The sequence below is a fragment of the Rhizobium sp. BK251 genome (assembly GCF_004345245.1).
In the GTDB taxonomy this organism is placed as follows: domain Bacteria; phylum Pseudomonadota; class Alphaproteobacteria; order Rhizobiales; family Rhizobiaceae; genus Rhizobium.
On sequence record NZ_SLUQ01000005.1, the window covers coordinates 90,368 to 105,998 of the forward strand.

The window sequence follows — 15,631 nt, forward strand, 5'->3', positions numbered from 1 at the left end:
CCAGAGGCCGCGGTCGATTGTTGAGGGAAAGGCGGGAGCGGGTTGCTACGGACCGGAGGGCGACACCGCGCTCGCGCCGGGCCTTGCGAGCGGCGGCGTCATCGCTCCGTCCTCTCTTCGAGGGGCGGGAGGCCGATCATCGCCATCACGGGTCGGACCACGCCCTCGAGGAGTGCGCGGTCGGGCCGAATGCGTGCCAGAACCCGCAGGCCGAACGAGGTCGAAAGCAGGAGGCGGGCGAGATCTTCGGCCGGTTGGCGCAGCTCTATCTCGCCGTTTGCGGCGGCGGCGTTGAGGCAGCGTCGGAAGAAAGCTTCGAACGCCTCGCTCTCGGCAGCGATGACGCGCTGTACTTCAGGATCGTCAGGCCGGGATTCCAGCGCCGAATTGACCAACATGCATCCGCGATGCTCGCTGTCGGCGATCGATCGCTCGATGGTTTCGGCAAAGAAGGCCGGGATCGCGGCATGGGGGGATTTCGTCGTCTCCATTCGCCTGATGCGCTCCCGCAGCGAGCGGTCGAGATAGTGATCGAGCGCACGAAGATAGAGGTGTCGCTTGTCTCCGAATGCATTGTAGAGGCTCGCAGGCGTAATACCCATCGCCTCCGTCAGGTCGCGCGTCGACGTCGCCTCGTATCCCTTGGACCAGAAGGCGTTCTGCGCAGCCTCGAGAACCTCGTCCTCGTTGAATTGTCGCGACCTGCCCACGGCGCGGCTCCATTTTAGATCAATTGCTTCAAAATTAATTAGAGCAAACGATCTAAAATTTCAAGGGGCGGATTCGTCTTCTTCGATTGCTGGCGAATTCCTTCGGTTTCGTGGGCGGAATCGATCCACACTCGTGCCGGCCGCGATGAAAAACAGCTGGCAAGCAAAATCACGACCTGAGGCATGTTGCGCTAGACGCCTTCCGGTGAGCCGGGCGCGTTACGCCCATCCCGTCTTCCGGTCATGCGGGCTGCAGCGATGTCACCGTTCCCTGGTCATCGACCACGCAGCGGAACTTGCGTCCGCCGGCATCGAGATCGACGCTGTAGCTCTTGGCGTCGATCTGCTGGGAACCCGTCGGAAGCACCTTGGTGCCTTGCCCGGCGGCGTTGCTCGCAGCGCTGGCACAGACGAGCTGGAGATCGGCAGGCGCGGTCTGCAGCGTCGTTCGCGCCATATTCTGCGCGTCTGGGCCGGGGTCGGACTGGCATCCGGCAAGGATGCCGGCACATAGCAGGGCCGTTGCGACCCCATGACGGTTCAGCTTTGCACTCGACAAACTCACCCTCCCCCGATTTGCGCCTCACACCCCTTTGTACAAGGCGGCCCCCTGCATCAGCACGATGACCTTCGCGCCGACGTTGATGCGTGCATGCAGATCTGTGATGTCGTCATTGTTCATGCGTATGCATCCCGAGGAAACGTCGAGGCCGATCGTCCAGGGCTCAGGCGTCCCGTGGATGCGATATATGGTGTCGTTGTCCCCTTCGTAGAGATAGAGCGCACGCGCGCCGAGTGGGTTTTCTGGGCCGCCGGGCATCCCGCCTGCCCATTTCCTTGCGTTCTCGTCGCGTGCGACCATCTCTGCCGGTGGCGTCCAGGTCGGCCATTCTGCCATCCGGCCGACGCGGACGATGCCCGCCCAGCCGAAGCCCTCGCGCCCGACGCCGATGCCGTAACGGATCGCCTGATTGTCGGGCTGGACGAGGTAGAGGAAGTGCTGGTTGCCGTCGATGATGATCGTACCCGGCTGCTCGGCGGTGCGGAACCGCACGATCTGCCGCCTGAAGGCCTCGGGCGGCTGGTTGTTGCGGGCATAATATTGCCGCGCCTTCTTTCGGTCGTAGTCGACCCATTTCCGCGTCTTCGCGTCATAGATCTGGGTCTGGGCGTAGAGAGCCGCAGGCACGCCGAGGGCGAGCGTCGCTGCCATCAAGGCGAGCAGGAGCTTCCTGCCCCTTGCGGGGGCAGCATGGCGGCCAGGTTTGGGACGAGGCGATCTAGAGTTTCCGGTCATGGCTTTGCCCACCTATCCACGCGTGTTTCGTGAGCGTTGACCCAGGATCTGGCGAAGGAAAGCGGCTCCTGCCGTTCCACCTGAAGCGCATATGTCATGTTGGTGACTTCGTCGGGGGAGAAATCCGCCTGCTCGAGGAAGCGGACAACCTCGGGATGCTTCTTTCCGAAGGCGGTGGAGTAGGCGATGTAGAAATGCGCTGCGTCCCAGGCGACCGGTGCGCTCGACTTGCTGATCCAGAGAGGATCCTCACGCGATGCGATTTTCCATTTTTCGGGATCGTAGGGTGGTTCCGTCAGGCGCACGACCTTATGCAGCTCGAAAACATGGTGCGGAGCATAGCAGTAGAACACCATGGGTCGCCCGGTTGCCACCGCCGCGTCGACCGCTGCCATGGCGACGTCTTCCTCGGCTTCAACGAGCGTCAGGTTCTTGACATAGCCGTAGCTGTTCGCCTTGACGCGCTCGATCTCCGTCGAAGACCAGGCCGGCGAGCCGATCCACAGTTCGCCTTTCCCGTCGCCATCCGTGTCGAGCGCGGCCGTCTTTGCCGGATCGAGAAGATCCTCGACACTTTTGATGCCCAGTGCCGCCGCGTCCGACGTGGCGCAGAGCCCCTGCCAGGCCGGTACGCCGCGTTTGGTGAGCGCGACAGCGCCTTTTTCGGTAACGTAGGTTTTGACGAGGTTGTCGAGATTGGGTCGCCACACTTCGGCGTAAATATCGACGTCGCCGGATTCAAGTTCCTTGAAAGCGGTGAGCCCGCCGACCTCGCGAACCTCGGCGTCGAGGTTGAACTCCTTGGCGAGGCCGACCTTCAGAATATTGGCGGTGGCCTGGCCGGAGGGCCAGTTCGGCATGGCGATGACTAGATCCGCGCCACGAGCGGGCATCTCCATGCCCATCAAAAACGCCGTAGCGACAGCGCAAGCAAACAGTCCCGACGCACTCCTCACAGTTTCCTCCCCTCAATTCGCCCGATGGCAACCCACAGGTGGAGAAGCTGCAATCGATGCGCTTTTTGAAACTGATCACGTCTGATGCTTGCTGGGAGGATGCAACACGGCAAACGACTTGGCAACGTCCGATTGTCGGGCGTGTGTAAGAGAAACGAAAAGAAGAGGGGATATTGCGGAAAACGATGCGGGCGCCATGCCCTCAGGGGCGCAAAGAGAACGCGGCCGATGCATAGCGCGGATGTTGCGACGAATTCCGTTTGCGTTAAAGTGAAAGGAAAACGAAAAGGGGCGAACCATGTTCCTCACCGAACGCCAGTCGGAAATACTCGAGCTTGCCAAGGCCAACGGGCGCGTGCTTGTCGAAGAGCTCGCCACCCGGTTTTCAGTGACGCCGCAAACGATCCGAAAGGATCTCAACGATCTCTGCGACGCGCAGGTGCTGACGAGGATCCACGGGGGCGCGACCTTTCCGAGCGGTACCGAGAACGTCAAATACGAGGCGCGGCGCCAGATTGCCGCGCGCGAGAAACAGGCGATCGGCGTCGCCGCCGCCAGTCTCATTCCCAACAACGCGTCCCTTTTCATCAACATCGGGACGACGACCGAGGCCGTGGGAGAGGCGCTGCTGGACCATCACGAACTGATGGTCATTACCAATAATATCAATGTCGCCAATCGCTTGAGGCTTCTTCCCGCCATCGAGGTCGTTATCTCCGGCGGCGTGGTGCGCAGCTCCGATGGCGGCATTGTCGGCGAGGCGGCGGTGGATTTCATCCGCCAGTTCAAGGTCGACTATGCCGTCATCGGCGCGTCGGCGATCGATTCCGATGGTGCCTTGCTCGACTTCGATTTTCGGGAAGTGAAGGTTGCCCAGGCCATCATCGCCAATGCCCGGCACGTCATCCTGGTTGCCGATTCGACGAAGTTCGAGCGCACCGCCCCGGTCCGCATCGGGCAGATATCGCAGGTGCATACCTTCATCACCGACTTCTGTCCGCTGACTTCGATAAAGCGCATCTGCGCCGAGAGCAATGTGAAGCTGATCGAGACGTCCCAAGCGTGAATCCGTGATCCTCCGAGAACGAAGAACATTCGTTTGACATTCGAAAGATTTTCGTTTTAAGCTTGTTTCACTTTCGCATTGCCGAAAAATTTGTGCAATGCGAAAGTCCTATTCCGGAGGGCAAGTGAGCCAGGGCGTCTACGACATCTTCGTCATCGGTGGCGGCATCAATGGTTGCGGCATTGCGCGCGATGCTGCGGGCCGGGGCTATTCGGTCGCGCTGGCGGAGATGGATGACTTTGCGTCCGGCACGTCCTCGGGGGCGACCAAGCTCATCCATGGTGGGCTGCGCTATCTGGAGCACTATGAATTCCGTCTTGTGCGCGAATCGTTGATGGAGCGCGAGACGCTCTGGGCGATGGCGCCGCACATCATCTGGCCCCTGCGCTTCGTGCTGCCGTACCACAAGGGCGGCATTCGCCCGGCCTGGATGATCCGCCTCGGCCTCTTCCTTTACGACCACCTCGGCGGGCGCAAGCTGCTGCCGCCGACCGCCGTGCTCGACATGCGTACGGATCCCGCCGGAAAGCCGCTCAAGGCCCTGTTCACGAAGGCATTCGAATATTCCGACGGCTGGGTGGACGATGCCCGCATGGTGGTGTTGAACGCGCGCGATGCGGCCGATCGTGGCGCCCACATCATGCCGCGCACCAGGGTAACGTCGGCTCACCGCGAAGGCGAAACCTGGACGATCGAGACGATCGACGCGATTACGGGCCGGCAGGAGCGCCACCGGGCCCGCATGCTGGTCAATGCTGCCGGCCCCTGGGTCGACCATGTCATCAGGGCCGCGCTCGGCCAGAACGAGGCCCGCCATGTTCGCCTCGTGCAGGGCAGCCACATCGTGGTCAGGCGCAAGTTCGAAGGGCCGCGCGCCTATTTCTTCCAGAATCCGGACGGCCGCATCATATTCGCGATTCCCTACGAGGAAGAGTTCACGCTTATCGGCACGACGGACCGCGACTATGGCGGCGACCTGAAGGACGTCAGGATATCGGAGGAGGAGACTACCTACCTTTGCAATGCCGCCAGCGAATATTTCCGGGAGCCGGTTCGTCCGGAAGACATCGTCTGGACTTATTCGGCAGTTCGCCCTCTTTTCGATGACGGCGCCTCGAAGGCGCAGGAGGCGACACGCGACTACGTGCTGAAGGTCGAGGGCGCCGGATCGGAAGCGCCGGTCCTCAATGTCTTCGGCGGCAAGCTCACCACCTATCGCCGTCTTTCGGAACATGCGCTGGAAAAGATTGGCGAGGCGATCGGCGTCAAGGGCGCTCCCTGGACGGCCGGGAGTTCGCTGCCCGGCGGCGATTTTCCGGTCCAGGGCTACGATGCGGAGGTCGCCAAGCTCAAGGGGCGCTATCCGTTCCTGGCGGATGCGCATGCCCGCAGGCTTGTCCGCCGCTACGGCACGAGGGCCCAGGCGCTTCTCGGCGACGCGAAGGCGGTGGCGGATCTCGGCCGGCATTTCGGCAGCGATCTCTACGAAAGCGAAGTGCTGTGGCTGATCAGGCAGGAATGGGCCATGCGCGTGGAGGACGTGCTGTGGCGCAGGACCAAGAAGGGCCTGCACCTTTCAAAGGATGAAGTACGCGGATTGGAGGAGTACATGGCCGCGCTGCCGGCAAGGATGGCCGGATAAGCGGCATGTGGTCCCGTCGATGAGGAGGCACGGGAACCGGAATGCTGGAATTGCGGAATGCCGCAAAGATGGTGGGCGGTGAATACCATATTCACCCGACTGATCTTTTGTTGAAACGGGGTACGCTGAACGTCCTGCTCGGACCGACGCTCTCCGGCAAGACATCGTTGATGCGCCTGATGGCGGGCCTTGACCGGCCGACCAGCGGCTCCGTCCATTTCGACGGCGTCGATGTCACCGGCGTGCGCGTCCAGAAGCGCAATGTCGCGATGGTCTACCAGCAGTTCATCAATTATCCCGCGTTGACCGTCTACGAAAACATCGCCTCGCCGATGCGAATCAGTCGCATGGATGCTGCCACGATCGATAGGGAAGTGCGCAAGGCTGCCGAACTCCTGAGGCTCACGCCCTATCTCGACCGCACGCCGCTCAGTCTTTCCGGTGGCCAGCAGCAACGCACGGCGCTGGCGCGCGCACTGGTGAAGAATGCCGATCTCGTCCTCATGGACGAGCCGCTCGCCAATCTCGATTACAAGCTGCGCGAAGAACTGCGCGAGGAGCTGCCGAAAATCTTTGCCCAGTCGGGCGCGATTTTCGTCTACGCCACGACCGAGCCTTCCGAGGCCTTGCTGCTTGGCGGCAACACGGCGACGCTCAGCGAAGGCCGCGTCACCCAGTTCGCGCCGACCATCGACGTCTATCGGCGGCCGGCCGATCTCGTGACCGCGCAGATCTTTGCCGATCCGCCGCTCAACTTTGTGGAAGTCACGAAGTCCGAAGGCGTGTTCCGGCGCGAGGGCGCCGGCGTGCTGCCGGTACCGGCGCATCTTGCCGCGACGCCAGACGGGCCTATGGCGATCGCCTTTCATCCGCATCACCTCGGGCTGCGCCCGCAGACCGCCAATGCCGCCCCGCTGCGCGCGAGGACACTGGTGTCGGAAATCACCGGCTCCGAAAGCTTCGTCCATCTGGATTACGACGGGGTGCGCTGGGTCATGCTGGCCCACGGCATCCACAACATCGACCCTGATACCGAGATCGAGGTCTTCGTCGACACGCGCCACCTGATGGCCTTCGACAGGTCGGGACGCGCGATCGCCCTCGCGCCGCAGCCGGGGCATGGAGAATAGAATGGCAAGGATCACGCTCGACCACATCCGCCATGCCTACGGACCTGATCCGAGATCCGAAAAGGACTATGCGCTTCGGGAAGTCGACCACGAGTGGAACGATGGCGGCGCCTATGCCCTGCTCGGCCCCTCCGGCTGCGGAAAGACGACGCTTCTCAACATCATCTCGGGGCTGCTGCTGCCCTCGCATGGCCGGATCCTGTTCGACGGCCGTGACGTCACGGACCTTTCCACCCAGGCCCGCAACATCGCCCAGGTGTTCCAGTTTCCCGTCATCTACGACACGATGACCGTTTACGACAACATAGCCTTTCCGCTCCGCAACCGCGGCGTTGCCGAACCGGAGGTCGATCGCCGGGTTCGCGAAATCCTGGAGATGATCGACCTGACGGGCTGGGCAAAGCGCAAGGCGCAACGGCTCACGGCAGACCAGAAGCAGAAGATTTCGCTCGGCCGTGGCCTGGTGCGCAACGATGTGAACGCAATCCTCTTCGATGAGCCGCTCACCGTCATCGACCCGCACATGAAATGGGTGCTGCGTTCGCAGCTGAAGCGCCTGCACAAGCAGTTCGGTTTCACGATGGTCTATGTCACCCACGACCAGACGGAGGCGCTGACCTTCGCCGAGAAGGTCGTCGTCATGTACGAGGGCCAGATCGTCCAGATCGGCACGCCTGCCGAACTCTTCGAGCGGCCCAGCCACACCTTCGTCGGCTACTTCATCGGCTCTCCGGGCATGAACATCATGCCCGCCCACATAGATGGCAATTCGGTCCGGGTGGGCGAGGAGACGATCATGCTCGACTATGCGCCCAGGACCAGCGGCGCGGCCAAGACCGAGCTCGGCATCCGCCCGGAATTCATTCGCATCGGCCGCGAGGGCATGCCCGTCTCGATTGCGCGCATCGAGGACATCGGTCGGCAGAAGATCGTGCGTGCCCGCTTTGAGGGCCAGCCGATCGCGATCGTCATTCCGGAGGATTCCGATATCCCCGCGGAACCCCGCGTTACCTTCGATCCCCTTGCCGTGGGCATCTATGCCGATTCATGGCGCGTCGGCAGGGAGGGCTGATCATGGAAAGAACCTGGAACAATAAAGCCTGGTTCCTCGTGCTGCCGGTGCTTGTGCTGGTCGCCTTCTCGGCGGTCATTCCCTTGATGACGGTCGTCAACTATTCCGTGCAGGATACGTTCGGCAACAACGAGTTCTTCTGGGCCGGCACGGACTGGTTCATGGAGACGCTGCATTCCGACCGTTTCTGGGAAGCCCTGCAGCGCAACCTGCTGTTCTCCTTCATCATCCTCGCGCTCCAGATCCCGCTCGGCATCTTCATCGCGCTCAACATGCCGAAGAAGGGCATCGGCGTTCCGGTCTGCCTCGTCCTGATGGCCCTGCCGCTCCTCATTCCGTGGAATGTCGTGGGAACGATCTGGCAGGTTTTCGGCCGCGTCGATATCGGCCTTCTCGGCCATACACTGGAAGCGATCGGTCTCGACTACAACTATGTGCGCGATCCGCTCGACGCCTGGGTTACCATCATCATCATGGACGTCTGGCACTGGACGAGCCTGGTGGTGCTGCTTTGCTATGCCGGCCTCGCCTCCATTCCGGACGCCTACTACCAGGCGGCGAAGATCGATGGCGCCTCGCGTTGGTCAGTCTTCCGCTACATCCAGCTTCCGAAGATGAAGCGCGTGCTTCTGATTGCCGTGCTGCTGCGCTTCATGGACAGTTTCATGATTTACACCGAGCCCTTTGTCGTCACCGGTGGCGGACCCGGCAATTCGACGACGTTCCTCTCCATCGATCTCGTTAAGATGGCCGTTGGCCAGTTCGACCTCGGTGCTGCGGCCGCCATGTCGATCATCTACTTCCTGATCATCCTGCTGCTCTCATGGGTGTTCTACACCGTGATGACCAGCAGCGACGCTGCGAACTGAGGGGGCGAGATATGATGAACAAGCAGAAATCGACCCTCAGTTTCTCCTGGCTCGTGCCGACGATCTACATCATCTTCCTGCTCCTTCCGATCTACTGGTTGGTCAACATGAGCTTCAAGGAGAATGCCGAAATCACCGGTACATTCTCGCTTTGGCCGCAGAACCCGACGCTGAGCAATTATACCGTCATCTTCACCGACCCCTCGTGGTACAACGGCTATATCAACTCGATCATCTACGTGGTGATGAACACGGTGATCTCGGTCGTGGCGGCGTTGCCTGCGGCTTACGCTTTCTCGCGTTATCGCTTTCTCGGCGACAAGCACCTGTTCTTCTGGCTGCTCAGCAACCGTATGGCACCGCCCGCGGTCTTCGCGCTGCCCTTCTTCCAGCTGTATTCCGCGATCGGGCTGATCGATACGCATATCGCCGTGGCGCTGGCGCACTGCCTGTTCAACGTGCCGCTGGCCGTCTGGATTCTCGAAGGCTTCATGTCTGGCGTGCCGAAGGAGATCGACGAGACCGCCTATATCGACGGCTACTCCTTCCCACGTTTCTTCGTGCGCATCTTCATGCCGTTGATTGCCAGCGGCATCGGCGTCGCTGCCTTCTTCTGCTTCATGTTCTCCTGGGTGGAACTGCTTCTGGCGCGGACGCTGACGACCACCGCCGCCAAGCCGATCGCCGCGATCATGACGCGGACGGTATCGGCGTCAGGCTTGGACTGGGGCGTGCTGGCGGCCGCCGGCGTGCTCACCATCGTGCCGGGCGCGCTCGTCATCTATTTCGTGCGCAACTACATCGCCAAGGGTTTCGCGCTCGGCCGCGTCTAAAGGGGAGGGACGGACATGAACCTATCGTGGATGGCGTGGACGCTGCCGACGGCACTGTTCTTCCTGACGATCCTCATGCTTTTGATCGGCATGAGCATCTGGGAGTATTTTTCGCCCGGCGGCGCGCCGCGCGTTGGGCTGCTCAGGTTCGAAACCACGCGGGGAGACCGGCTGTTCGTTTCGCTGCTGGGTGCTGCATACATTCATCTCGCATGGCTGGGCCTCGTCCCGCTCAGCCTGTGGTGGGCTCTTGCCATTTCCGTGGTCTACGCCATCGGCGTGTTCCGCTTCGTGTGACGGCAAGGTGATGACGGAGGGCCGGGGGTAACTGGCCGCCTCAAGACGTAAGAAACTGCTATCGCAAACCCTGGGAGGATATCATGCGAAGGCACTTACTGACGACGACTGCAAGCATTCTATTGGCGATGACCGGTGCCGCATACGCCGGCATGGACGAGGCGAAAACCTTCCTGGACAAGGAGATCGGCGATATTTCGACGCTGTCCCGTGCCGACCAGGAAAAGGAAATGCAATGGTTCATCGACGCGGCGAAACCCTTCGCCGGCATGGACATCAAGGTGGTTTCCGAACCGCTGACGACGCATTCCTATGAGGCCAAGGTGCTGGCGCCCGCCTTCACGGCGATCACCGGCATCAAAGTCACCCAGGACATCATCGGTGAGGGCGACGTCATCGAGAAGCTGCAGACGCAGATGCAGTCGGGCGAAAACATCTATGACGCCTACGTCAACGACTCGGATCTGATCGGCACCCATTGGCGTTACCTGCAGGCCCGCTCGCTGACCGACTGGATGGCGGATGAAGCCAAGGATGTCACCAACCCCGGCCTCGACGTTGCCGACTTCATCGGCACGAGCTTCACGACCGCGCCGGACAAGAAGCTCTACCAGCTGCCCGACCAGCAGTTCGCGAACCTCTACTGGTTCCGCTACGACTGGTTCAGCGATGAGAAGAACAAGGCGGATTTCAAGGCCAAGTACGGCTACGATCTCGGCGTGCCGGTCAACTGGTCGGCCTATGAGGATATCGCCGAGTTCTTCACCGGCCGCGAGATCGACGGCAAGAAGGTCTATGGCCACATGGACTACGGCAAGAAAGATCCGTCGCTCGGATGGCGATTCACCGACGCCTGGCTCTCCATGGCCGGCAACGGCGACAAGGGCATCCCGAATGGTCTGCCGGTTGACGAATGGGGTATCAAGGTTGACGAGAACTCGCGGCCGGTCGGCTCCTGCGTTGCGCGCGGTGGCGATACCAACGGCCCGGCTGCCGTCTACTCGCTGCAGAAATATCTCGATTGGCTGAAGGCCTATGCTCCGCCGGAAGCACAGGGCATGACCTTCTCGGAATCAGGCCCGGTCCCGTCCCAGGGCAACATCGCCCAGCAGATCTTCTGGTACACCGCCTTTACCGCCAACATGGTCGCGCCCGGCCTGCCGGTGGTGAAGGAGGACGGTTCGCCGAAATGGCGCATGGCGCCAAGCCCGCACGGCGTCTACTGGAAGGACGGCATGAAGCTCGGCTATCAGGACGTGGGCTCCTGGACGATCCTCAAGTCGACGCCGACGGATCGCGCCAAGGCCGCATGGCTCTATGCGCAGTTCGTCGTGTCGAAAACTGTTGACGTGAAGAAGAGCCATGTCGGCTTGACCTTCATCCGCGAGTCCACGATCCGCGACAAGAGCTTCACCGAGCGCGCGCCAAAACTCGGCGGTCTGATCGAGTTCTATCGCTCGCCGGCCCGCGTCCAGTGGTCGCCGACCGGCACCAACGTGCCCGACTATCCGAAGCTCGCCCAGCTCTGGTGGCAGGCGATCGGCGAGGCGGCCTCCGGGGCGAAGACCTCGCAGGAAGCCATGGACCAGCTTTGCTCCGAGCAGGAAAAGGTGCTGCAGCGCCTGGAACGCGCCAAGGTGCAGGGCGACATCGGCCCGAAGCTGGCGGAAGAGCATGACATCGAGTTCTGGAACAAGGATGCGGTTTCCAAGGGCAACCTCGCGCCGCAGCTAAAGATCGAGAACGAGAAGGAAAAGCCGATAACGATCAACTACGACGAGCTCGTCAAGAGTTGGCAGTCGAACTGATCGGCTATCGCGCCGGCCGGGAGAGCGAGGCTCCCGGCCGGATTTAATTGCACGCCCGAGGCACCGGAGACACTGCCGGACAGGGCGTCGGCCTCATCAATAGACAGGGCTTTTGAACCGCCGCTTGCAAGCGGCGGCGGGCTCTGGCGCGCGAAAGCGGAGGAACATATGAGCGGCTATGTGCTTGCGATCGACCAGGGCACCACGTCCTCGCGGGCGATCATCTTCGACGATACGATGCGTGCTGTCGCTTCTGCCCAGCGAGAGATAACCCAACATTTCCCGCATGTGGGCTGGGTCGAGCATGATCCCGACGAGATCTGGCGAACGGTTCTGGAAGCGAGCCGCCAGGCGATCGCCGCCGCGGGGATATCGCCTGCCGAGATCGCGGCGATCGGCATCACCAATCAGCGGGAAACCGCCGTCGTATGGGACCGTTCGTCCGGAAAGCCCCTCCATCGGGCGATCGTCTGGCAGGATCGTCGTACGTCGGAAATGTGCGACAGCCTGAAGGTCGACGGCTATGAAAAGCTCTTCAGCGCAAAGACCGGCCTGCTTCTCGATCCCTATTTCTCCGGAACAAAACTGCGCTGGCTGCTCGACAATGTCGATGACCTGCGCCGGCGGGCGGAAGCGGGCCAGGTCTGCTTCGGAACAGTAGACAGCTGGCTGATCTACAATCTTACCGGTGGACGGGTTCACGCGACCGATGCGACCAACGCCTCGCGCACGCTGCTTTACAATATCGCCGAAAACCGGTGGGATGACGAGCTTCTCGGCATCCTGGCCATTCCGGCTGCGATGCTTCCCGAGGTTAAGGATTGCGCCGGCGATTTCGGCACGACCGTCACCGACCTTCTTGGCGCCGATATCCCGATTCTTGGTGTCGCCGGCGACCAGCAGGCCGCAACAATCGGCAATGCCTGCTTCGAGCCCGGCATGGTCAAGTCGACCTACGGAACCGGTTGCTTTGCGCTGCTCAATACCGGACCTGACCGCGTGCTCTCGTCGAACCGGATGTTGACGACGATCGCCTACAGGCTGAACGGTGAGACGACCTATGCCCTTGAAGGCTCCATCTTCATCGCGGGGGCGGCCGTGCAGTGGCTGCGCGATGGAATCGGCATCATAGGCAAGGCGTCGGATGCCGGTGTCCTGGCAGAGCATGCGGATCCCGAGCAGTCGGTTTACATAGTCCCGGCCTTCACCGGCCTTGGCGCGCCGTATTGGGATGCCGAAGCACGTGGCGCGATCTTCGGACTGACCCGCAACAGCGGCCCAGCGGAATTTGCGCGCGCCGTGCTCGAATCCGTGGCCTACCAGACGCTCGACCTTCTGATCGCCATGAGAAGGGACTGGGGAAGCCACTCGATGGAAACCGTTCTTCGCGTCGATGGCGGCATGTCGGCGTCCGACTGGACGATGCAGCGGCTTGCCGACATCCTCGCGAGTCCTGTCGATCGTTCCGCCGTGGTTGAAACGACGGCGCTCGGTGCTGCCTGGCTTGCCGGATCGAAGGCGGGGATCTGGCCGGACAGGGCGAGTTTCAGCCGGGCCTGGGCCTGCGGTCGCCGCTTCGCGCCGGGCATGGGCGACGAAGAAAGGCTGGCAAGGATCGCCGGCTGGCGCGATGCCATCGCCCGCACCGTTTCGCGGACCGTTCCCGGCCCGTAAAGGCCCCAGCGCCTTGGCCGCCGGATATATTTGACCCTGCACCAGGTTGTCGACCGATCGCACGATTTAACCGAGGGGATCGGGCGCGACGGTCCTTCGAGGCGGTCCATGCTTCGTTGGAGGGCTTCGGCGGCGGCATCTGCTTTGTCGATCTCGTGGCGCCTTCGGAACACGGCCTTGTCGTCGGCGCGCTCTGCTCCGCCCTGGGCTTCGACACCGAGGATCTCCTGGCCGCGAGCCAGCTCATCGAGCAGCTTAGGCCAGTCTCGCAGGGCAGGAGGCCCGGCTACCTCGGCGGCCGGCGAGGTGACTGATGGGCTCGGCTGCTGTATAGGATTCTTCATTATTGTTTGCGCGATGAATGAAGCTCAGCAATGCGGGCGACCGAACTTTCAGAACTGGCCGCATTTGCCGCGGTGGCGAGGCACAAGAGCTTCCGCAAGGCGGGCGAGGAACGGGGCGTAACGGCATCGGCGATCAGCCATGCGGTGCTCGGCCTCGAGGATCGCATCGGCGTTCGCCTTCTGAACCGGACGACGCGCAGCGTATCCCTGACGGAGGCCGGCGAACTCCTCCGTTCGCATCTCGACCCTGCCTTCGCCGAGATTACCTCCGCGCTCGAGGGGCTGAACCAGTATCGGGAAACGCCCTTCGTTCTCGGGCGGGTGATCGGCCCGCTGCTTGTCAGGAACCCAAATCTGCAACTCGAGATCGTTGCGACCGACAGGCTCGTCGATATCGTCGACGAAGGCTTCGATGCGGGCATCAGGCTGGGGGAGCGCATAACGGAAGGCATGATCGCCGTCAGGATCAAGCCGCGCCTCCGCCTCGTGGTTGTCGGATCACCCGCCTATTTCCATACGCGGCCCATGCCATTGACGCCCCACGACCTGAAGGACCATGCCTGTATCCAGAACATGTATCCCTCCGGCGCGCGCTACGCGTGGGAATTCGAAAAGGACGGGCAGGCGATCGCCTATCAGCCGAACGGCCCTCTGTCGCTGGATGACCAGGAGTTGATGACGCAGGCTGCGGCAAGCGGTGTGGCGCTCGCCTACGTGTGGGAAAACCGCGCGGAGAAGATGATCATGAGCGGCGAACTCGTGCAGGTCCTGAATGATTGGTGCCAGCCGGAGGACTATCTCTATCTCTATTATCCCAGCCGACGCCACATCTCGGCGGCCTTCCGGGCGGTCATCGATGCGATGAAATCGGAGTGATCGTCGGGCTCGCCCAAATACAGAGGATCCCGAGGGAGGCCTCGGGATCGCTTTGATTGTGGCGGATAGGACATTACTACCAGACTGGCGGGCGAACAGGAGCGTCGGCGAGGCCGACGCTCACCGCGCGGTTAGGCGGCCGAGGCGACGTCCTTCGGGAAGTCGGTGCTCATTGCCAGCTCACGCCAGGCTGCGAGCTCTTCGGCGACATGGGCGTTCTTGGCTTCGATCGCAGCCACCGTGTCGCTGCCGAAAGGCATGCGCAGCGGCGGGTTCGGTGAATTGACTATCGCGATGATCCCCCCCGCCAGCTTGGCCGGGTCGCCCGGCTGGGCGTGGTTGGCCTGCTTGGCGATCTCGCGCATGGCGCCGGCCGGCGTGTCGACATAATCAGGGATTGTCGGTGGGCTGACGACGAGCGAGTTTCCAGCCAGGAAGTCGGTCCGGAAGAAGCCGGGTTCGACGACCGTGACCTTGATGCCGAGCGGCGCCACTTCTGGAGCCATCGATTCCGAAATGCCTTCGACCGCGAATTTCGTCGAGCAATAGACGCCCCAGCCGGCATGGCCGACATAGCCGCCGATCGAGGAGAAGTTCAGCACATGACCGGAGCGCTGCTTGCGCATGTAGGGCAACACGGCGCGGGTCACCTTCAGCAGGCCAAAGACGTTGGTGGCGTACATTTTCTCGATCTCGTCGGTCGTGGCCTCTTCGACGGCACCCAGCAGGCCAAAGCCGGCATTGTTGACGAGGATATCGATCCGGCCGAACTTCTTCACGGCCGCCGCTGCCGCGTCCTGGGCCTGAGCCTCATCGGTAACGTCGAGAGCGACGGGAAGCAGGTTCGGATGGCTGCCGATCGCGTCGGTGACGGTCTCGGGGTTGCGGGCGGTAGCGACCACTGCGTCGCCGGCTGCCAGAGCTTCCTTGGTCATCAGCGCGCCAAAGCCGCGGGATGCACCGGTGATAAACCAAACTCGCATGACGTGATCCTTTCGTGTTTCGAGATTGCACCTGAACAGTAGCTTTCCTGATTACGAACGATAATCCGGCTTCT

General features: G+C 62.0%; 16 protein-coding genes. 11 read left to right on the plus strand and 5 right to left on the minus strand.

What is annotated here, in order from left to right; genetic code table 11:
• Positions 1-98: 98 nt before the first annotated feature.
• From EV286_RS13235 to EV286_RS13250, 4 genes are all read right to left on the minus strand, one after another.
• Positions 99-710: a TetR/AcrR family transcriptional regulator gene (locus tag EV286_RS13235; protein ID WP_132957609.1), complete on the minus strand. Its 612-nt coding sequence runs from the start codon at positions 708-710 to the stop codon at positions 99-101.
• Positions 711-951: 241 nt separating this feature from the next.
• Positions 952-1,269 (minus strand): hypothetical protein, encoded by a 318-nt coding sequence (locus tag EV286_RS13240; protein WP_245500702.1) that lies wholly within the window; start codon positions 1,267-1,269, stop codon positions 952-954.
• 24 nt (positions 1,270-1,293) lie between these two features.
• Positions 1,294-1,923: a L,D-transpeptidase gene (locus tag EV286_RS13245; protein WP_132958054.1), complete on the minus strand. Its 630-nt coding sequence runs from the start codon at positions 1,921-1,923 to the stop codon at positions 1,294-1,296.
• An 80-nt stretch (positions 1,924-2,003) separates the two neighbouring features.
• Positions 2,004-2,912, minus strand: a complete 909-nt coding sequence (locus EV286_RS13250; RefSeq protein WP_132957611.1) for a glycine betaine ABC transporter substrate-binding protein — start codon at positions 2,910-2,912, stop codon at positions 2,004-2,006.
• A 349-nt stretch (positions 2,913-3,261) separates the two neighbouring features.
• On the opposite strand from EV286_RS13250, the gene EV286_RS13255 reads away from it, so the two are divergent.
• The 11 genes from EV286_RS13255 to EV286_RS13305 all read left to right on the plus strand — a co-directional run bounded on the left by EV286_RS13255 (position 3,262) and on the right by EV286_RS13305 (position 14,574).
• The gene (locus EV286_RS13255) at positions 3,262-4,029 is read left to right on the plus strand and encodes a DeoR/GlpR family DNA-binding transcription regulator (protein ID WP_132957612.1); all 768 of its coding nucleotides are present in this window, start codon (positions 3,262-3,264) and stop codon (positions 4,027-4,029) included.
• A gap of 124 nt (positions 4,030-4,153) precedes the next feature.
• Complete coding sequence (gene glpD / locus EV286_RS13260; RefSeq protein WP_132957613.1) at positions 4,154-5,671, plus strand: glycerol-3-phosphate dehydrogenase; 1,518 nt, start codon at positions 4,154-4,156, stop codon at positions 5,669-5,671.
• 41 nt (positions 5,672-5,712) lie between these two features.
• The gene (locus EV286_RS13265) at positions 5,713-6,801 is read left to right on the plus strand and encodes an ABC transporter ATP-binding protein (protein WP_132957614.1); all 1,089 of its coding nucleotides are present in this window, start codon (positions 5,713-5,715) and stop codon (positions 6,799-6,801) included.
• A 1-nt stretch (position 6,802) separates the two neighbouring features.
• A complete protein-coding gene (locus tag EV286_RS13270) occupies positions 6,803-7,873 on the plus strand; it encodes an ABC transporter ATP-binding protein (protein WP_132957615.1) in 1,071 nt (356 codons plus the stop codon).
• 2 nt (positions 7,874-7,875) lie between these two features.
• On the plus strand, positions 7,876-8,742 hold the full coding sequence (locus EV286_RS13275; protein WP_132957616.1) for a sugar ABC transporter permease: 867 nt from the start codon (positions 7,876-7,878) through the stop codon (positions 8,740-8,742).
• Positions 8,743-8,753: 11 nt separating this feature from the next.
• The gene (locus EV286_RS13280; RefSeq protein ID WP_132957617.1) at positions 8,754-9,575 is read left to right on the plus strand and encodes a carbohydrate ABC transporter permease; all 822 of its coding nucleotides are present in this window, start codon (positions 8,754-8,756) and stop codon (positions 9,573-9,575) included.
• 15 nt (positions 9,576-9,590) lie between these two features.
• Complete coding sequence (locus EV286_RS13285) at positions 9,591-9,872, plus strand: DUF2160 domain-containing protein (RefSeq protein ID WP_132957618.1); 282 nt, start codon at positions 9,591-9,593, stop codon at positions 9,870-9,872.
• Between the two features lie 83 nt (positions 9,873-9,955).
• Positions 9,956-11,680: an ABC transporter substrate-binding protein gene (locus EV286_RS13290; RefSeq protein WP_132957619.1), complete on the plus strand. Its 1,725-nt coding sequence runs from the start codon at positions 9,956-9,958 to the stop codon at positions 11,678-11,680.
• A 168-nt stretch (positions 11,681-11,848) separates the two neighbouring features.
• Positions 11,849-13,354: a glycerol kinase GlpK gene (glpK, locus tag EV286_RS13295; protein WP_132957620.1), complete on the plus strand. Its 1,506-nt coding sequence runs from the start codon at positions 11,849-11,851 to the stop codon at positions 13,352-13,354.
• A gap of 116 nt (positions 13,355-13,470) precedes the next feature.
• A complete protein-coding gene (locus tag EV286_RS13300; RefSeq protein WP_132957621.1) occupies positions 13,471-13,668 on the plus strand; it encodes a hypothetical protein in 198 nt (65 codons plus the stop codon).
• Between the two features lie 60 nt (positions 13,669-13,728).
• Positions 13,729-14,574: a LysR family transcriptional regulator gene (locus tag EV286_RS13305; RefSeq protein WP_132957622.1), complete on the plus strand. Its 846-nt coding sequence runs from the start codon at positions 13,729-13,731 to the stop codon at positions 14,572-14,574.
• Positions 14,575-14,705: 131 nt separating this feature from the next.
• Here the strand turns inward: EV286_RS13305 and EV286_RS13310 are convergent, their stop codons facing one another.
• Positions 14,706-15,557 carry an oxidoreductase gene (locus tag EV286_RS13310; protein WP_132957623.1) on the minus strand — a complete coding sequence of 284 codons (852 nt, stop codon included), beginning with the start codon at positions 15,555-15,557 and terminating at the stop codon, positions 14,706-14,708.
• Between the last annotated feature and the right edge of the window lie 74 nt (positions 15,558-15,631).